At 58.0% G+C, this 16,348-nt stretch carries 17 protein-coding genes; 9 read left to right on the top strand and 8 right to left on the bottom strand.

The features are described 5' to 3' along the window. The first annotated feature begins 78 nt into the window (after window positions 1-78). Entirely contained in the window at window positions 79-372 is a 294-nt protein-coding gene (locus HMPREF2792_RS13490) for a type II toxin-antitoxin system Phd/YefM family antitoxin (protein WP_083306435.1), read from the top strand. A gap of 51 nt (window positions 373-423) precedes the next feature. Here HMPREF2792_RS13490 and HMPREF2792_RS11325 read toward each other — a convergent pair whose 3' ends face one another. Beyond that, window positions 424-906 (bottom strand): excisionase family DNA-binding protein, encoded by a 483-nt coding sequence (locus HMPREF2792_RS11325; protein WP_232748541.1) that lies wholly within the window; start codon window positions 904-906, stop codon window positions 424-426. A gap of 294 nt (window positions 907-1,200) precedes the next feature. On the opposite strand from HMPREF2792_RS11325, the gene HMPREF2792_RS11320 reads away from it, so the two are divergent. Next, on the top strand, window positions 1,201-2,376 hold the full coding sequence (locus HMPREF2792_RS11320; RefSeq protein WP_070533683.1) for a hypothetical protein: 1,176 nt from the start codon (window positions 1,201-1,203) through the stop codon (window positions 2,374-2,376). 176 nt (window positions 2,377-2,552) lie between these two features. Here HMPREF2792_RS11320 and HMPREF2792_RS11315 read toward each other — a convergent pair whose 3' ends face one another. From HMPREF2792_RS11315 to HMPREF2792_RS11300, 4 genes are all read right to left on the bottom strand, one after another. Next, window positions 2,553-3,494, bottom strand: a complete 942-nt coding sequence (locus tag HMPREF2792_RS11315; RefSeq protein WP_070533681.1) for a restriction endonuclease — start codon at window positions 3,492-3,494, stop codon at window positions 2,553-2,555. Further along, entirely contained in the window at window positions 3,494-4,672 is a 1,179-nt protein-coding gene (locus tag HMPREF2792_RS11310; protein WP_083306434.1) for a restriction endonuclease subunit S, read from the bottom strand. Before HMPREF2792_RS11310 ends, HMPREF2792_RS11315 begins: the two co-directional genes overlap by 1 nt. 1 nt (window position 4,673) lies before the next feature. Beyond that, window positions 4,674-6,248, bottom strand: a complete 1,575-nt coding sequence (locus HMPREF2792_RS11305) for a type I restriction-modification system subunit M (RefSeq protein WP_070533678.1) — start codon at window positions 6,246-6,248, stop codon at window positions 4,674-4,676. A 91-nt stretch (window positions 6,249-6,339) separates the two neighbouring features. Next, window positions 6,340-6,720, bottom strand: a complete 381-nt coding sequence (locus HMPREF2792_RS11300; protein ID WP_070524158.1) for a zinc ribbon domain-containing protein YjdM — start codon at window positions 6,718-6,720, stop codon at window positions 6,340-6,342. Window positions 6,721-6,835: 115 nt separating this feature from the next. On the opposite strand from HMPREF2792_RS11300, the gene HMPREF2792_RS11295 reads away from it, so the two are divergent. Beyond that, window positions 6,836-7,444, top strand: a complete 609-nt coding sequence (locus tag HMPREF2792_RS11295) for a CueP family metal-binding protein (protein ID WP_070524155.1) — start codon at window positions 6,836-6,838, stop codon at window positions 7,442-7,444. A 417-nt stretch (window positions 7,445-7,861) separates the two neighbouring features. Here HMPREF2792_RS11295 and HMPREF2792_RS11290 read toward each other — a convergent pair whose 3' ends face one another. Continuing rightward, window positions 7,862-8,575 carry a Fic family protein gene (locus HMPREF2792_RS11290; RefSeq protein WP_232748540.1) on the bottom strand — a complete coding sequence of 238 codons (714 nt, stop codon included), beginning with the start codon at window positions 8,573-8,575 and terminating at the stop codon, window positions 7,862-7,864. A 24-nt stretch (window positions 8,576-8,599) separates the two neighbouring features. Further along, window positions 8,600-9,316, bottom strand: a complete 717-nt coding sequence (locus HMPREF2792_RS11285; protein ID WP_070533677.1) for a helix-turn-helix domain-containing protein — start codon at window positions 9,314-9,316, stop codon at window positions 8,600-8,602. Between the two features lie 115 nt (window positions 9,317-9,431). Between HMPREF2792_RS11285 and HMPREF2792_RS11280 the strand changes: the two genes are divergently transcribed. Together HMPREF2792_RS11280 and HMPREF2792_RS11275 are read left to right on the top strand one after the other, a co-directional pair. Then, window positions 9,432-11,963 (top strand): hypothetical protein, encoded by a 2,532-nt coding sequence (locus HMPREF2792_RS11280; protein WP_232748538.1) that lies wholly within the window; start codon window positions 9,432-9,434, stop codon window positions 11,961-11,963. Between the two features lie 29 nt (window positions 11,964-11,992). Next, window positions 11,993-12,643, top strand: coding sequence for an MOSC domain-containing protein (locus HMPREF2792_RS11275; RefSeq protein ID WP_070533675.1), 651 nt, complete (start codon window positions 11,993-11,995; stop codon window positions 12,641-12,643). On the opposite strand, the gene HMPREF2792_RS11270 is transcribed toward HMPREF2792_RS11275, so the two are convergent. Continuing rightward, a complete protein-coding gene (locus HMPREF2792_RS11270) occupies window positions 12,618-14,177 on the bottom strand; it encodes an ATP-binding protein (RefSeq protein WP_070533674.1) in 1,560 nt (519 codons plus the stop codon). The two genes, HMPREF2792_RS11275 and HMPREF2792_RS11270, sit on opposite strands and share 26 nt — an antisense overlap. Window positions 14,178-14,531: 354 nt before the next feature. Here HMPREF2792_RS11270 and HMPREF2792_RS13355 point away from each other — a divergent pair, with 354 nt between their 5' ends. The 4 genes from HMPREF2792_RS13355 (at window position 14,532) to arfB (ending at window position 16,312) form a co-directional block, all read left to right on the top strand. After that, entirely contained in the window at window positions 14,532-14,864 is a 333-nt protein-coding gene (locus HMPREF2792_RS13355; RefSeq protein WP_005530810.1) for a Fic/DOC family N-terminal domain-containing protein, read from the top strand. Further along, window positions 14,864-15,250: a Fic family protein gene (locus HMPREF2792_RS13350; RefSeq protein WP_083299186.1), complete on the top strand. Its 387-nt coding sequence runs from the start codon at window positions 14,864-14,866 to the stop codon at window positions 15,248-15,250. The genes HMPREF2792_RS13355 and HMPREF2792_RS13350 overlap by 1 nt, the downstream gene beginning before the upstream one ends. 77 nt (window positions 15,251-15,327) lie before the next feature. Continuing rightward, window positions 15,328-15,837 (top strand): putative glycolipid-binding domain-containing protein, encoded by a 510-nt coding sequence (locus HMPREF2792_RS11260; protein WP_232748537.1) that lies wholly within the window; start codon window positions 15,328-15,330, stop codon window positions 15,835-15,837. Between the two features lie 31 nt (window positions 15,838-15,868). Further along, on the top strand, window positions 15,869-16,312 hold the full coding sequence (gene arfB / locus HMPREF2792_RS11255) for an alternative ribosome rescue aminoacyl-tRNA hydrolase ArfB (protein WP_070533670.1): 444 nt from the start codon (window positions 15,869-15,871) through the stop codon (window positions 16,310-16,312). Window positions 16,313-16,348: the final 36 nt, after the last annotated feature.

Raw genomic sequence — 16,348 nt, 5'->3', positions numbered from 1 at the left:
CACCAATCAAAACAAGGACACCAATAAAGAAGGACAAAACACCCGTCCACCGGATGTTCAGACAAGGCAGCTAAAACGATGACCAGTATTTCTTTGCGCGAACTCACCCAGCGTTCTGAGCACATAGTGCGTGCAGTGGCCGCTACGGGTCACAACGTGATCATCACTGACCGCGATCAAGCCATCGTTCGAATTGTCCCCATCTCATCCCCAGATAGCCCCGTGAAGCAGTTAGTGGCTGCCGGAATTTTGAGCCACGCTCCAGAGCCTTATTCACAGCCAGCCGCCACAGCCCCGCAGCCAAGGCACACAGACAATCTGCGTCCTGGAACCGACATTATTTCGCTACTGGACCGTGACGACCGCTTGTGATGGCTTAAGCGGACAGCTCGTTGCATGACCCCATCCAGATGCGCTGACAGACTATCCACGCCGAGCCTTCTGCGCCGCTTCCTTGCGGACGTTCTTAAAGATCTGCGTAATGTCAAGAGCGCCGTCAGTGTTATCTAGAGTATCTACGTCATAGGCACCAGCACGCTGGGCCTCGGACGCCAGCTCTCGCAGTGCTTTGCGGCGTTCACTCCGCAACCCATCTCGATACCGCAATAGGTCAACGAGCCGCACTCTCCTATGTCTTCCTCCGGTAGTGCGCTCAAATGCTATCGATCCATCCTCAAGCTTCTTCACCAGAGTCGGCCTACTAATGCCCAGAAAATCTGCCGCTTGCTGCGTTGTAAGCAACTGGTCTACGGGCGCAACAGTCACGGCCTTTCCTTGCTGCATCGCGTGAACTGCGTCTAACAACACGCTCAATGCCTCCTCGGGCAGATCTACCGCCTGCCCGTCGGGCCCCACTAGCGCAGTAGGTCCCGACTGCTGCTCTAAGAACCTGCTCACGTCAAGCATGGCTTTCAGGTCCTGCGGCGGAAGCGTCGTGTGGGGGCGGTGATTCCGTGCCTCATCCATAAGGCCATCATAGGGCAATTCGAAAAATTCGAAAGGGCGAACGCAGCTCCTCGTGCCCGATGAATGCCTACTCAATTTCATGCTGCGGCATGCATCGTTTCTTCAAGGCAGCAGGCCAACAAACAAGCAGATCCATAAAAATAATTTTGATTACTAATAACCAAGACTTCAGACACAATCTTGAGCTATAACTACAAGGTCACTATTTCTCTTCTCTGAAAGTTGAACTCTCCCATGACATACTCTCGGCTCGGACTTGGAGTCTCCATCGCCGTTTCGCTCTCCTTGGTTTCTGTCCCTTCCGCTACTGCTCTCGATGCTCAGTTGGACACTCGCAACGGCAAAGAGATTTGCGTGGTCTCCCTCGACTCCGCGGAAAAGGAAATCTCTAAGAAGTACTTCGCTGCGAAACTCGAGGAACAAACCAAACTGCAGAACCGCATGCGCCAGGACTTCCCACAGTATGCGGACAGCTTTGCCCGCCTAGACTCCGCCCCTCAGACCCACAACATGCTAAGTTTCTGGTCTCTCAGCCGCTTTGCGCTCCCCACTGAGGCTGAGCTTGTGGCTCAGGGCTACGACCGCTTGGACGCTTCCTACCTCGTATTCACCAATTCTGACACTGAGGCCGAATACAAGGAGTGGGCGGCCAACGGATATCCCTTCAATTGGGAAGTGGCGCGCAATTGGACTCCCAGCGAACTCGCTGAGTATCCCTACGGCGATCTCCCCGTAGTGAACTCACAGAACGGTGAAGTCGAGGATTCTGCCATGGATCTTCGGGCACAGGTGCCCTCGTACTCCACAGGTCTACAGGCTGGTTTCCCCACTACTTCTCAAAAGCTGACCAACCTCATGAAGCCAGGGGAGCTTCGTCTGCAACCTCTCGAGGATGAATTCGAAGCCGTAGCAGGCCTCGAAGTCATGGGCTTTACCTTGCCCTTCAGCTCCACTGTCACCCTTGCTGGTGCTTGCGAAAACGCCTACCTCGCGAAGGAACAGTCCGAAGCTGAGGCCTCTACTACGCCGCCGACCTCTGAACCAGTTCCGTCCACTAGCACAACCACGGCACCGACCACTTCCGTTGTGCCTCCTTCTTCGACGAAACCAACCACAACCCGTCCGGCTAAGACCACCCCGGCAGCTACTCCTACCGCACCCGCGAAGCCGACCACGGCAAAGCCAACTACAACCAAGCCCAAGCCGACCACGACCAAGTCCACCTCTGCGCCTACATCCACCGCGCCCGCAAAGCCGACCACAACCACTCCAGCACCGAAGCCCAACAAGAGCAATGACAGCGGTTCCTCCACTGGCGGAATCATCGCCATCGTCTTGGCAATTCTTGCCGCCGCAGGTATTGGTGTTGTGGCCTTCCTGCCGCAACTAGGGTTCAAGCTCCCTTTCTAGAGATTGGCTTCTTAGGTCATCGCCATTAACTCTTTTAAGACAAAAGGGCGGAAATAGTTTCCCTGACCCGACTAATGACAGGCGCCCAGCTCCATTTCGTTGAGCTGGGCGCCTGTCATTTTTCAACGCTGCGAAAGGCTGCACTCGCTCCCGCAAACGCAAGAATCCGCCCCTACCTACTCGAAATAGTCCTCATCCACCTCGACCAGGGCCACGGTCCTCTTGACCTGCACGCCCACGCCGTAACGAATCATCAGTTTCGCCAACCTGTCCCCGTCGATTAAAACGACGCGTGACGACACCGCATCCGCATACTCCTGCGCCTTATCCGAAAACGTCGCTGTAGTCAGAAACACCCCTCGATCCGCCTGCGCCCCCTGCAGCGCACCCACAAATCCCTGAATAGCCGGTCGGCCGATGCTCTTATCCAACGCATACCGCTTAGCCTGCACGTAAATGCGGGACAGCCCCAGCGCATCCTGATCAATAATCCCGTCAATTCCACCATCGTTGGATAACTGCGTGCGTGTAGCCTTGCCCTGCGTACCGCCATATCCCATGGCCATGAGCAAGTCCAGCACTGCCTGTTCAAAGAACGCCGGCTCATTGTCGTGCAACCGAGTCAGCAGCTCACCAGCCACGAATTCGTTGTTACGAGACACACCTGTTTCCACCTGCTCTACCGGGTCGAGCTCGCTCTCGGCCTCTGGAAGTACGCTTTGCTTATCAGCGCTTACCTCGTCCCCAGGCTTACGCCGAGGATTCCGGCCTCTCCACGTTAGTGCCGCTTCCGTGCCTGCAATCTCTCCCAACAGCTGCTTTTCCGTTAACCCGGACGGGTAGCGCGCCAAGAGATCACGGCCAAAGTCTGTTATTTGAAACCGCGCCCGAGCCGGTGAAGTAATAGCATTCGCTTTCTTAAGGAATGTCAACGCCCACCCAACACGGTTATCAAAGCGCGACTGCCCCGACGCAATGGTCTCAAGGCGCTCTTCATCAGTAATGCCCGCATAAGTCGCAGTTATCTCGATGAGCTCCCTACGCCGGATCTCAGCTCCATTCGCATTAAGAGCTTCCAGCACCGGGCCCATGTAGGCTTCCCATCTTTCGATAGCCATTAGAGCTCTCCTTGAAATGCGCGGATGGATAGGGATTCTTGTAGTTCTTGCAGAAGTTTCCTCTGACGTTTCATCTGAGATTCAACGTCTTCGATTCGCGAAGTTGATGATGCGAACTCTTGTTGCTCGTCCAATGATGCTTTAGGAATTGGCAACCTCTTCAACTCATTGGCGTTGATATTCGCCATTCCCACAATTGCTTTTGCGGTGTTTCGCAGAATCTTCTTACCAAGAACCGAATTGAGGTACCCGGAGATATACTCAGGAACTGCTTTATCGTTTACTCGACATCTGATTAGATAGCCTGCATACGTATACTCCTCCGGCAACGCTGGGACGACAGCGGTTTTCCCCACCAAGTCCTTACTATTCGTCCTGTTGAAGAGTAAATCACCGGCCTTCAGCGAGTATTTCTCTCGATCCTTGATGTCGAGCTCAACGTATTTTAAATCTGAAAGTTCAATTTCGCCGTTGTAAGAGACATTCCCCATTCGCAGTACCGGAATGCCGACATTCTCGTTCGCCTTGTCGCTAGTTCCATACTGAGTGGATTCGAGGTACTCACCAATTGCTGTTGATTCCCGCTCCATTCTTAAGAACAAATCCGTGAACAATTCTTGCTTAAGCTGAAGCAAATCCCCCAAAGACTGTTTAACCCTAGCCAGTGCATCATCAACCTCATCCAACATCGCCGCAATACGGCGCTGCTCGTCGAGAGGAGGGAGAGGGATAAGAATGTCCGCAGCTCTTGACTTGGAGAGCTCCTTGAATGTCGCACCTGTACCCAGCGACTGAAGGGCATCTTTCTGTGAAAGCAAATAGTGGGCTAGGTAGCGTGAATCTACTTCGGAGGAAGGAATGAAGCTCTTGCAGCCCTGATTCGTAGCCATGGGCACTTGTGCGATTGCTACATATCCAATTGGTGCGCGGCTCGAAAGCACTACACTACCTGCAGGAAGAAGCACGGCAGAGCTTTTGTCAACACCTCTTTGAGTAATAGCTCGTTCCCCAGAAGATATTTCGAGTCCCTTGAGCTTGCTTAGATCGGCAGGAGTCACCCACGGGATCTCGCCGCCCCAATACTCCTCAACACTCGTCTTCGGCGTACCGCCTGAAACGACCTCACACACATCCCCCAACCGCACCATCGGCCAATCATGCTTTGCAGTACTTGCCATGCTATTTCCCCTCGCTGAGCATGGCCTTAAGGTTGGCAAGGCCTTGGGAGATGTCGCGGTCGAGTTCTTCGATTTCGGCGATGATGTCCATGGGGTCGCGGGTTTCTTGTGCTTCGAGGACGATCTCCTTGTAGCGGTTCATGGAGAGGTCGTAGTCGGCTTGGGCGATCTCCTCCTTGGGCACGGTGAAGGAGTAGTCGGTGCGAGCGCGCTCACGCTCATCGGTGGTGCGGGAATGCCAGCGAGCCACCACGTCCGGAAGGTTGTTGAGCTTCAGCTGCTCGTCGGTGAGGGTGACGGGAGTGGGGACGTCGGCAAGCGCGGGATCACTTAAGTCCTGGATGTGGGAGGCAGGGGAGGGGCCGAGCAATGGGGCGTCGAGAAGCGGAGTGCGCTTGTCATCCAGGGAGTAGCCATCCGCCGTGACGTCATAGAACCACACCTCGTCGGTGCCGCCGGAATCCGTCCGGGTGAAGCATAGGACTGCGGTGGACACACCCGAGTAGGGCTTGAATACGCCGGAAGGAAGCTTGATGACAGCATCCAAGCGCTGATCCTCAACCAAGGTTTTGCGAAGAGCCTTGTGCGCCTTGGTGGAGCCGAAGAGGACACCTTCAGGGACAATCACTGCGGCACGGCCGCCCGGCTTGAGCAACTGCAGGAAGCGGTGAACAAAGAGGATCTCCGTCTTCTTGGCCGCGGTCACGGACTTGAGTTTGGGATCGATGGAGTCCTTATCCAGGCTGCCCGCGAAAGGCGGGTTGGCCAACACGAGGTCGAAGGCCTCATCAAACGTTGTGGGTAGCTTCTGCAAGGAATCGTGGTGCGAGATGTTGGGCTCTTCAAAACCGTGCATAAACATGTTCATCGCAGCAATGCGGACCATGGTTTTGTCAAAGTCAAAACCCGTCAGGCCCTTCTTGATGAACTTAGAGCGCGTGTCCTTGTTGTAGAGGTCTTCGCGGTGATGCTGAGCAACCCAATCGTTGGCGGCCACCAGGAAGCCCGCGGTGCCACAAGCCGGGTCGATGATCCGCTGCGTTGGCGTCGGCTCCATGAGTGCGACGAGGAGCTCAATGATGTGGCTGGGTGTACGGAACTGACCATTCGTGCCCGAGGTGGACAGCTTGTCCAGCATGTACTCATACAAGTCGCCCTTCATGTCTTTGTTCGGAAAGCGCAACTGGTCAATGAGCTCCATGACTCGCGAGAGCGTGGCCTCAGATTCAATCTCGAAGGAGGCGTTAGCCATGTGTCCCTGGAAGCCTGTGCCGCCCATCTCCTTGAGGAAGGGGAAGACCTTGGTGATGATGGTGGCCTTGCGGCGGGCGATATCACGGTCCTCGATGAGATTGCGCCACCGCAGATCCTGTTGGCTGGCATCAAAGATGTCTTCCGTCGCGGTGGGATCTCCTAACGCCCGGCGCTTATCAATCTGGACCTGACGCTCGTCCAAATCCTTGATAAAGAGCAGGTAGGTGAACTGCTCAATGACGGAAACGGGGTTAGAAATGCCGCCGGACCAGAAGGTGTCCCAGATGCGGTCGACGTTGTTTTTGAGCGCGCCGGTAATCATGTAACTCAGGGTAGCTGTCGTGCGGAGCCATGCCGGCTATTAGCTCGCGGTAGGGGAGTACCTCCGAATCTCCCCCACGCAGGTTTTTACACTAAACCTTCTTCACCACAGCAGGCTTGAGCTTCATCGCGCCAAAACCATCAATCCGGCAATCAATATTGTGGTCTTCCTGGCCCGTTCCAGCATCGAAGTTGAGGCGGATGCCGCGCACCTTGGTGCCGGCCTTGAGCGGCTGCTGAGCGCCCTTGACCTTAAGGGTCTTGGTAACGGTGACCGTGTCGCCGTCGGCAAGCGCATTGCCCACGGAGTCGACGATGGTCGGTTCGCTTCCTTCCGCGGACGAGGCTTCGGCAGCGTCGGCGGAGAACTCATGCGCGCACTCAGGGCAGACGATGAGCGGCGGCATTTCGTAGGTGTACTCAGAGGAGCATTCGGGGCAGGGCGGCAGAGTTGCGGCCGAAGTATCAGACATAGGGGAGAGTTTAGCCTGCGTAGCACGAAAAGATGATTCTTCTCTCATTCCATTGATGGATACCCGGGTGGGGTATAGGCTTGAGTAAACACAATCGGACCCATTCGGAAGACTTATGAAACGCCTCATTTCTCTTGCGGCTGTGTGCGCCGCAGCCATCGCCCTGTCCGCCTGCTCCACGGAGAGCCCCGTCCCGAGCGAAGCCTCGAAGAGCGCCGCTTCCAGCACCGACATCGAACAGGTGCCTGCCGAGGAGATCCTCGCCGAGTTCGATCTCGAAGGGTTGGATGGCCCGGAGATCATCGACAAACTGGACCACATGCCCAAGGAGGAGCGCAATAGCGATCTTCACGCTTCCGTGCGCCCGAACGAGCTAATCCTCGCTACTGAACAGGGTCAGGCCTCCCTGCCGCTGCCGGAGGACAAGTTCTACGTCTCCATCGCGCCGTACATGACCCAGACCCATGACTGCTTCAACCACTCCCTGACCACCTGCACTGGTGAGCTCGGCAAGGAAGACATCCACGTCACCATCACCGATGACGCCGGAAACGAGCTGGTCAACGAGGACACGACGACGTTCGACAACGGCTTCATTGGCTACTGGCTGCCGGCCGACAAGAAGGGCACCATCACCATCGAGCAGGACGGCAAGACCGGCGAGGTTCCCCTGGATACCTCTGACGAAGGCGGTACCTGCGTGACCACGCTGCAGATGGCATAATCTGCCCATTCACTCACCACGGTGAATCCCACCTCCTGGGGTTCACCGTTTGTCGTTTTATGGTGTCCACGCAGTGCTTGCCGACGTCAACAGTGTTCTGGGCAAGTCCCCATACGGCCACTCCCTGAAGAATTCTCCGAGCAGGCAATTGACCACAACAAGTCCGCTGGTGTCGTCAACTCTGTTCCTTTTAGCCACGCCACCCCGTCGGCGCCGGCTTCTTGGGCGCAGGCGTTGTGGCTGCCCTGCTCGGCGCCATCGCCGCATTCCTGCAGTCTGTCGGCGTGGTCAAGGCTGACTTCTCCGCTCTGCAGAAGATGTTCCGCTAAGCACTACAGCACTATGCACTAAAGGATGCGCTGAGCATTCAGCCCCCCACGTCGGCCCTCCGCTTCGGAAGCGGAGGGCCGACTGCGCTTACTGGGAGGACTCCTCTAGGCAGTCATACAGGAAGTCCATCAAGGTCGTAGCGTCATCGGATCGGAACAGTTCATCGAGGGCAAGGTTGAATTCCAGCCTTCTCGCATTAGGGGTATTAAGTGCTGCGTAGCCATTGCTCATCAAGAGGCCTGACGCCACAAGCCGTGCGGTTCGCTTGTTTCCATCGAAGTAAAACTGGCTACGCGTGGCAGAGCAGAAATAGGCCAACGCTTGCTCGACTGGGTTTTCAAGCCCTTGGAGGGACACCAGCAAATCGGCATGGGCTTCACCCAATTCATCAGCAGGGTCGAAAGGGATGAACCCGCCATCCATGAGCCGCACTCCACCGCCATCTCCCTCCACGTGCCCTTCACCACGGAAAAGACCAGCGTCCAGGGCCTCGTTCCTTGCAAGCACGGCATGGAGTGCATCACTGATGCCTTTGTCCACCGCGAATTCTTGTTGGCTAACCAGCTCATGGAGCAAGTTGAAAGCCTCCGACAAGTCCAAGATCTGTTGCTGTTCAGCAAGTGCTTTCCCACCCACAGTGACGCCATCGAGCAACGTACGGACTTCTGGGAGGGTAAACGTGTTTCCTTCCAGCGCGGCAGCGTTCCACACCAAGTCAGGAAGTTGCTTGGTTAATCGAAATAACGCACGGTCAGTCCCCAACTCCGAAACATGCGGCCGCTCATGGTGCTCCCAGCTCACTCGGCTCGTTGCCCTTCTCATCACCTATGCCCCTCCGATGTAGTTTTCTGCGCACACATCAATGGCAAGCTGATGCGGTGATACGTAGTGTATTCCGGCTTCATTAGTTGCGCCGGTGAGCTCTTCACCAGCGACAGACACGAGGGTGATTCCTCCGGATACGGGCTCAGAACTGGCACGGATCCGAGTGGGCAATGAAGACACGATGTCTGCTGGATTTGTGCACCAGATCAATGTTGATTGAGGTTCTTCTTCACCTGCGATCTGCCCCGCGACTCGTTGCGCTGCAAAAGCACCCGACATCGCCCAAGTTTGCCCACTCGCATCAACCGCTGAAGCAATCGTTATGGGATTTGACGGTAAGAAGTGGAGAGCCCCGTGGCGACCATATGGGTTGGAGGCCCACGCGGCCCGTTCCATGAGAGCCTGGTAGCTGCCACCGACGGCCGCAGCGTCACCCCACTGCACAAAGCGGTCAATCCAGGCTTTAACGTCTGGTTCTTCGCTGCTGAGCTCCCCCAGGAGAACTCGGGCGGCTGTCGCGGCGGCGGCATCGCTCATGCGGTGCACCTGTACGGAAACCTCGTATCCGAGCACGCGCATTACCTTGTCCAACCCGGCCAAACTCGGTTGAGCTGCCCCACGCAACCACAGATTGAGCGTATTTCGTGACACTCCCGAGCGCCGCGAGATTTCACTAAGGCTCAGCGGGCTTTTCTTGAGGAGTTGTAGTGCGTCCATAGCCCCACTATAGCCATCTGTCCTATCTTTAGGACACCTGTCCTGCACATAGGACAACAAGGCCGTCTACCAGCAACATGGCAACCGCACCCCGCTGTGTCCTATGATGAGGCAAATGAGCGCGGAGATTTATTCACTTCCCACAACACCTGTGGTCACTACTGACATCGTCGAGCAGGGCCCCCGGATTTCACTGCGCCGGGGCAGCAACATCCTCATGCTGGAGCTGCCCGCTACCTACCCAGAGGCAGACCTGACGGATCCGCGGTGGGTGGTCAAGTCTCATTTCATCGACCGCCCGCACTCAGTGCGCGAATTCGCCACCGAAGAGCCGCTGGAAGTCGGCATCCCTGGGCCTTTTACCCGCATCGAAGTCACCCTGCGCGATGGCGACGAGGACCTCATCGAGACCGTCACCTTTACCGGCATCACCGATGAGGCGCCGTTTATCGTCTATGACCGCACCACGCTCATCGCGCCGCAGGGCACGCTGGAGGCCGCTGAGCCCCTCGGCATCTGGGCCGGCTGGGAAGCGGGCCCGCTGCCGGATCAGGTCAGGGTGCCGCAGAGGGAGCCGGTGGACGTCGCCAAGCACGGCGATTTCGAGTGGGACTTTGACGTCGCCATCCTGCCCAACGCCCGGGGCCTCGACAACGAGCCCGTGTTCACCAAGTCGCCGCGCGTGCACCTCATCGCGGAAGGGGAGTGGCGCATCGATCTCACTTACGCGCCTCTCGGCGGCGAGCAGGAGGAGATTTCGGAGCAGACCTTCGACGCGGGCATCGCCGAGCCTTTCCCGGGTGACCTCTACGAAGACCCGTGGGTGGGCCGCTACAAGGTGTCGCTGTGGCACGACGAGGAGCTTGTCGACGTCCGCTTCATCTCTCTCGCCGAGGGCCTCCACATGCGCGCCACCAACGACGGTCCGCGCGGCATGGACTTCCGCATCATCGACGCCCTCGGCGCGCACTCGCGCTTCAGCTACACGCTGGCCTCTCCGCCAAAGAAGCCCATCGCGCTGGAGAAGGGCCTTCGCACCCTCGAGGACACCGAGGTCTCTCGCCGCGAGGTAGTGGCCAGTGAAGCTGGCTATGAGCTGGAATTCGATGTCTGGCCCGAGGCCCTGTTCAGCCGCGTCAAGCGCATCGGCTTGGAGCCCACCGAGCACTCCGATAAGCCGGTGATTTTCGCGGGCCAGCTTGATCAAGATGACATGTTCACCGTCCACTCGCCGCGCCCACTCCCGCTGGCCAAGTTCGTCACCATCGATGGCAGGCAGAAGATCAAGGAGCTGGCCCGCACGTCGAAGACGACGCAAGCGGTCACCAGCCTCGCCGTGCCCAATGCCGCGCTGGCCAACGCCGTGCGCAAGCAGCCAACGGCGGAGCTTTTCCTCATGTGGTCCACGCTGTCCTATGAGGACTACCTGGACTCCCTTCCGGCGGAGGAGCGCGCGGCCCACCAGGCCCGCAGCTTGGAGCGGCGCATCGTGGAGTATGAAGCTTCCGCGTCCACCAGCCTGATTTACGCGGCGCTGGCAACCATCCGCAAGTCTCCCTTCGTCAGCCGCGGCCTCCTCGATGCCGATGCCAACATCGTTATCGAACAGAACGCTGAGGCGCCAGCAGAAGTAGTGGGTTGGGCCTGGCCATTGGCTGAACCAACAGTTGCACCGACCCAGCTCACCGCAACCGAGGACGGCTTCGAACTGCCCGCAGACCTCGCTGAGCAGGGCTCATTGCTTGTCGACGTCCGCGAGCTCCGCGCCGACTCTAACCTCGCCGCCCCCGCTCGCCCCTCCAGCGCCTCCATCGTGGTCACGCCGGAAGGCTCACCGGCCGCTCTGGCTTCGAAGGACTGGACCCCGGAGCAGCTCTGGGGCACCTTCCGCGCACTCCACGTGCTCTCCCAGCGCAGCCCCAACCCGAAACTGCAGGCGATGTTCGACAGCACCATCGACCGCCTGCGCGCCCAACCGGAGGCCGCGCTCCACGCCCTGGCGCGCACCGGCGTTAGCGTGAACCAGCAGGCCCGCTCGCTTGCGCGCACGCGCTTGTTCCACTCTCCGCTGGAGCCCACCGCCGAGTCGAGCGCCGATAACTACCTGGATCTTCTGCTCGATCCTTCCGCCAGCGAGAACGCGGAGCTGAACGCCGTGCGCGAATCCGGCGCCGATGGCCTAACCCGCCCGATGCTGCTGAATGCTGCGACCATTCACAGCCCCACACCGCCCGTCGATGACCTGATGGGGGAGGCCGCCCGCGTCGCCGCTCTGCGCGAGTGCTTTGCCAACAACGGCGCACTCGATGCGCTGGGCACCATCGAGCACCTGCGCAAGGACGCCACCGCACTCGCATCCCTGGTGCAAAACGCGGGCGTTGACATGTCCGTCAGCCATACCCTCATCGCGCTGGGCGCCTTTGCCAGCGGAAACACGGCTGATGAGCTCAATGCCGCTGCGTGGATGCCTTACATCTCCTATGCCTTCGCCCTGGCGTCTCGCGCCGCGGCGAACGACATCATCATGGAAAGCCCCCTTCTCAAGGAGGACATGCCCATGCTTGCCGACGTCCTCCCTCTCGCCCCCCGCCTCTTCTTCTACGACCTCGTGACCGCTGAAGCTCTCTTCCGCGATCGCGACGTGTAAGCGCGTGAGGTGTGCCACAATGAGTGAGCATGAAGGTTATCTCCACGAACGTCGCTGTCCGCCGCCCCGAGCCGCACGGGCGACACGAGTACACGGGCATCGATAAGCAGCCGCGCCCCTTCCTGGACTTGGAGGTCCCCGGGCCCGCCTACGGTGACGGCTCCGGCGTGGTGGGGGATTCCATCGGTGACCACGCCCACCACGGCGGCGCCGAGAAAGCCGTCTACGCCTATGCCCGCGAGGAGCTTGACTACTGGGAGGGCACGCTCAACCGCGTTCTGCGTGACGGCTACTTTGGGGAGAACCTCACCACCGAGGGTATTTCCTGGCCGAATATGCTCATCAACCAGCGCATTCAGGTGGGGGAGTGCGTGCTCGAGGTCTCTATCCCGCGCCAGCCTTGCGCTACCTTCTCCGGCTGGATGGACGAGCCCGGCTGGCTCAAGTCCTTCACAGAGCGCGGCGATTGCGGCTCTTACCTGCGCATCATCGAGCCGGGCCGCATCAATCCCGGCGATGAGATCACCCTCATCAGCCGCCCCGACCATGGCATCACCATGGGCATGGCCTTCGCCGCCAAGATGGGGGACAAGGACCTAGCCCGGCGCGTCGTCGACGCCGGCTGCCTCGCCCCCGTTCACCACGATCAGCTGGTTAAGCGTCTGCAGCCCCGCGGTTAGCTAGCCATTCATAGGTTGTCGCTTGTGAACCGCGCGTGCCATCCATACGCACGAATCGTGCCTTCACCAGTGACTTCAGCGCATATCGGACCTGCGCTCGAGTAAGGTTTGTGGCTGTTTCTATTTCGCCGATAGACAGCGGTTGTGCCGCCGTACGCAGCGCCTCCGCTACGCGCGGGGCGTTAACACCCAGGCGTTCCAAGGTCACTGGTGCATCCACTCGTCGTTCCGGGCCGGTGCCTGATTCCTCCTTGCGTAGTGGCTCCCAGATACGGGCCTCTCCACGAGTGTCCGGCCGCCACATTTTCACCGTAAATTGCACGCCAGAATCTATCAGGTCAGGCTCCGGTAGTCCTTGCTCTCGCGCGGCATCCAGCATGAGCTGCACGCCGCCGCCTTCGCCCTCAATAACAAAAGAGCCATCGTCTGCTTTGAGATATCGGCACAGTCTATAGAGCCGCTGGTTAATCTCCTGGCGCGCCAGATCTCTCGACTTGAGCTGTTCAACCGTCAGATCCCGTAGGCCTCCTGGACTGGAGATAACCATCTTGTCCGGTAATAGGCGGACATCAATCGATTTACCCGCACCCAACGTATTTGGCCCAAGATCACGGTGCACCAATGCATTAGCCACGGCCTCTCGAATGGCCGGAAGGGGAAGTTCAGGAACTTCCACCATTGATCCGTCCTCTCGATATCGCCGTACGGCGGCTAAACGTTGCCTTACCCATCCCATTACCGAGTTCAACAGCACCGGAACGGGCCCCTCAAAGGTCTCCAACCCCAACACTCGCCCGTGCTTCGAACCATTTGGTAGCCTTTGCGCCACCGTTACTGCTAAGGAGGGAAAATGCCCTTGGGGATAGAAACCCAGCGCATACAGGCCAGCAAGCGTCAGCTCTCCAGTCGCGGTCGTCACCGCTAGCGCCCGTAAGACGTCCTCATCTTGAGTAAGTCCCGATAGTCGCCGATTCTTTTTCCGCGCCTGAACCAAGAAATCTTGCACCACGTCGCTATCTAGGTCTGCAAGGCTCGTACCTTCCACAATCGTCGTGTCATAGGACACTGCCTCTTCGGCATGCAGCTTTGCCACGTCCATCATGCGCAGCTCCGAGGCACTCATACGGTAGTCCCCATCAGCCATTCGAAGATACGCTTCTCCCCTGTAGATAGCAGGCTTATCAATAATCGGAAGACCCGTAACCTCCGCAATCACGACATGCGTGCCATCTATTGCCACACTGTCGGTATGCACTGTGACTGGAGGGGTGATGGCATGACGCGCCTGCGAGGCCAGAGCAGCCTCCATCTCCGAAGGATTCTCAATGCCAGTGACAATGAATCCTTCCTTCTCATTGACACCGAGAATGATAAGGCCGCCACTCGGCATGTTTGCGAACGCGCACAATGTCTGCGGTAGAGAGTCCGGAATGCCCCCTTGAGCGGTTTTGACCTCGACTGTTGTTGAATCACCGCCGCGCAACTCAAGCTCAGCCAATAGCTCTCTCAGCTGATTCTCGGACCAATTGTTCACGATGAATACCCGCCCTCAATATTAACAATGACGGCTCAATGCTAACTTCATTCCTCTTCAATGACAAGAGTTCTCATTGATCTTCCCATTGAGGTGTCATTAACATTCTCATTGAGGCCAAATTATGGCCCTGAAACCCCGTATGTTTAAGCTTTATCTAGCGCATAAACCGCAATGAGTGGTTGGATAAGAGTTATCCAACCACTCATTTGCTGTCTGACGAATGGATAGCCTCTACAAGCCTCACTACGTTACCGAGAGCTGGATCCCCGAATCAGGCTCCGGCATTCCCCGGCGCGATAAGGCCGGAGGCCCTTTTTAGGTCTATGTCCCTGACCATCTTGTAAGTAAGGCATGGAGTTTTCCCCAGAGCTCACCAGCCGGGCAGCACGTATCGAGCGAGAGATCTTGGATCTCAACCGTCATGCTGCTTCTGGCCAGTTGGAATCTGTGGCCCGCTTACTCATGCGTTCTGAGGCGATTTCTTCCTCACGCATTGAAGGTATTGCGCCCAACGTCGACAAGGTTGTCCTCGCGGAACTCGCCCAAAAGGAGGAAGTCCGCGGCTTTAAGGAAAGCGCGGAAGAGGTTGCGCGTAACCTCACCGTTCTGTGTTCCATTGAGAAGAGCTTTGCCACCGAACCAACATCTCCATCGGCCTTCTTGAAAAGCTCCAAAGAGAGTTGATGGGGGAGAAGGGCTCTATCCCCACTGGTCTCCGCACTATTCAAAACTGGATTGGTGGAAGTAACCACACACTCTTTGGGGCCGAGTTCATCCCAGCGCCCCCACGTCTAGTCCATGACCTCGTAGACGACTTATGTCTTTACCTCGATGGCGCTTCGCGCGGTGCTCTCATCCAGGCCGCGATTGCTCACGCTCAATTCGAAACGATTCACCCATTTGCAGATGGCAACGGCCGTGTGGGCCGTGCTCTCATTCATGGGATTCTTCTGCGTCGCGGACTTACTGAATACACCATTCTGCCGGTATGCCTCGTCCTCGGTACGTGGTCCAAATCGAAAGCTACCTGCCTTTTCGCACCATCAAGCGTGGGAAAATCCTCACCATGAAGCGCACGTATAAGTGGGAGCATGTCGAGATTCCCCTCATCCGGAACTAGGCCGCAGTTCATTTTTTAAGAGCCGGTTTGACCGCTTCCGGAGTGCAATACGGCGATGGATACGAGGCCACGTGGGAGCGGCGCGCCACGGAGAACTGGGTGACTGAACGTGTGTCGGTGAACGTTGAAGGCGACGGATGGGGGCGAAGCCTCGAGCTGTTTAGGTCCGAGCAAGGCGTGTGGTCGGCGGAAACCAATGAAGAGGGCGCCCAGCCTGGAGATCTGCCCTCCCCCGGTATCGTCCAGTCAGCCGATCTGAAAGCCGCACTCGATTGCGATCTCGGTCTGTGCCCTCTCACCAACACAATGCCTATTCGTCGCTTGACGCTGCTTGAGACTCAGGTTCCGAAAACGCAGCTGATCATGGCTTGGATTGATATACCGTCCCTCCAGGTGATCGCATCAGACCAGTACTACAGCTCCATCGATTCTGAAACTGTCCGATATGAAAGCGGAACACGGGGAGTCGACGTCGAGTTGGAGGTCGACGGTGGCGGCGTGGTCGTACACTACCCTGATCTCGCACGGCGGGTCTGATCCGGAAGCAACTCTAACTAAGCTGGGCGGTATGAACGACCTGACCATCGCACCTGGCCCAGGGATCCCCGGGGGTCTGGTCATCGTCGCCGCCGACCTGACGGAGCGGTTCGCGAAGTCGTCGGGACTAGGTGGCCAAGGCGTCAATACTACGGACAGCAAAGTGCAGCTTTCCGTCGATATCGCTACGTGCTCATCGCTTTCCGACGCCCAGCGTCGCCGCGTCCTCCACAATCACGAGCACCGCCTAGACGGCACCGTCCTTACCGTTACCGCATCGACCCAGCGATTGCAGGTACGCAACCGCGCCGAGGCACGCGAACGCATGGCCGCCCTCTTGCGCGAGGCGCTCGCTCCGCCTCCTCCCCCGCGGCGCAGGACCAAGCCGACGCGGAGCTCGGTGCGACGCCGTCTCGAAGCGAAAAAGCGGCGCTCGGAATTCAAGTCCACGCGACGGCGGCCCCAAATTCCCTAGTTCGAACCATCCGCATGCATATCCTCACGCTGACGG

The sequence above is a fragment of the Corynebacterium sp. HMSC068H04 genome (assembly GCF_001811255.1).
GTDB lineage: Bacteria > Actinomycetota > Actinomycetes > Mycobacteriales > Mycobacteriaceae > Corynebacterium > Corynebacterium hesseae.
The sequence above is the reverse complement of the archived record's forward strand: the minus strand, read 5'-3'. Positions and strand labels throughout refer to the sequence as shown.

What these genes read in the sequence shown, in the direction of transcription:
- HMPREF2792_RS11300 (WP_070524158.1), bottom strand. Translation starts at nt 6,720, where the DNA reads ATGTCTGATACTTCGGCCGCAACTCTGCCGCCCTGCCCCGAATGCTCC.
- HMPREF2792_RS13350 (WP_083299186.1), top strand. Translation starts at nt 14,864, where the DNA reads ATGGGGGAGAAGGGCTCTATCCCCACTGGTCTCCGCACTATTCAAAAC.
- HMPREF2792_RS13490 (WP_083306435.1), top strand. Translation starts at nt 79, where the DNA reads ATGACCAGTATTTCTTTGCGCGAACTCACCCAGCGTTCTGAGCACATA.
- HMPREF2792_RS13355 (WP_005530810.1), top strand. Translation starts at nt 14,532, where the DNA reads ATGGAGTTTTCCCCAGAGCTCACCAGCCGGGCAGCACGTATCGAGCGA.
- HMPREF2792_RS11320 (WP_070533683.1), top strand. Translation starts at nt 1,201, where the DNA reads ATGACATACTCTCGGCTCGGACTTGGAGTCTCCATCGCCGTTTCGCTC.
- HMPREF2792_RS11305 (WP_070533678.1), bottom strand. Translation starts at nt 6,248, where the DNA reads ATGATTACCGGCGCGCTCAAAAACAACGTCGACCGCATCTGGGACACC.
- arfB (WP_070533670.1), top strand. Translation starts at nt 15,869, where the DNA reads ATGAACGACCTGACCATCGCACCTGGCCCAGGGATCCCCGGGGGTCTG.
- HMPREF2792_RS11275 (WP_070533675.1), top strand. Translation starts at nt 11,993, where the DNA reads ATGAAGGTTATCTCCACGAACGTCGCTGTCCGCCGCCCCGAGCCGCAC.
- HMPREF2792_RS11295 (WP_070524155.1), top strand. Translation starts at nt 6,836, where the DNA reads ATGAAACGCCTCATTTCTCTTGCGGCTGTGTGCGCCGCAGCCATCGCC.
- HMPREF2792_RS11280 (WP_232748538.1), top strand. Translation starts at nt 9,432, where the DNA reads ATGAGCGCGGAGATTTATTCACTTCCCACAACACCTGTGGTCACTACT.
- HMPREF2792_RS11285 (WP_070533677.1), bottom strand. Translation starts at nt 9,316, where the DNA reads ATGGACGCACTACAACTCCTCAAGAAAAGCCCGCTGAGCCTTAGTGAA.
- HMPREF2792_RS11315 (WP_070533681.1), bottom strand. Translation starts at nt 3,494, where the DNA reads ATGGCTATCGAAAGATGGGAAGCCTACATGGGCCCGGTGCTGGAAGCT.
- HMPREF2792_RS11325 (WP_232748541.1), bottom strand. Translation starts at nt 906, where the DNA reads ATGCTTGACGTGAGCAGGTTCTTAGAGCAGCAGTCGGGACCTACTGCG.
- HMPREF2792_RS11310 (WP_083306434.1), bottom strand. Translation starts at nt 4,672, where the DNA reads ATGGCAAGTACTGCAAAGCATGATTGGCCGATGGTGCGGTTGGGGGAT.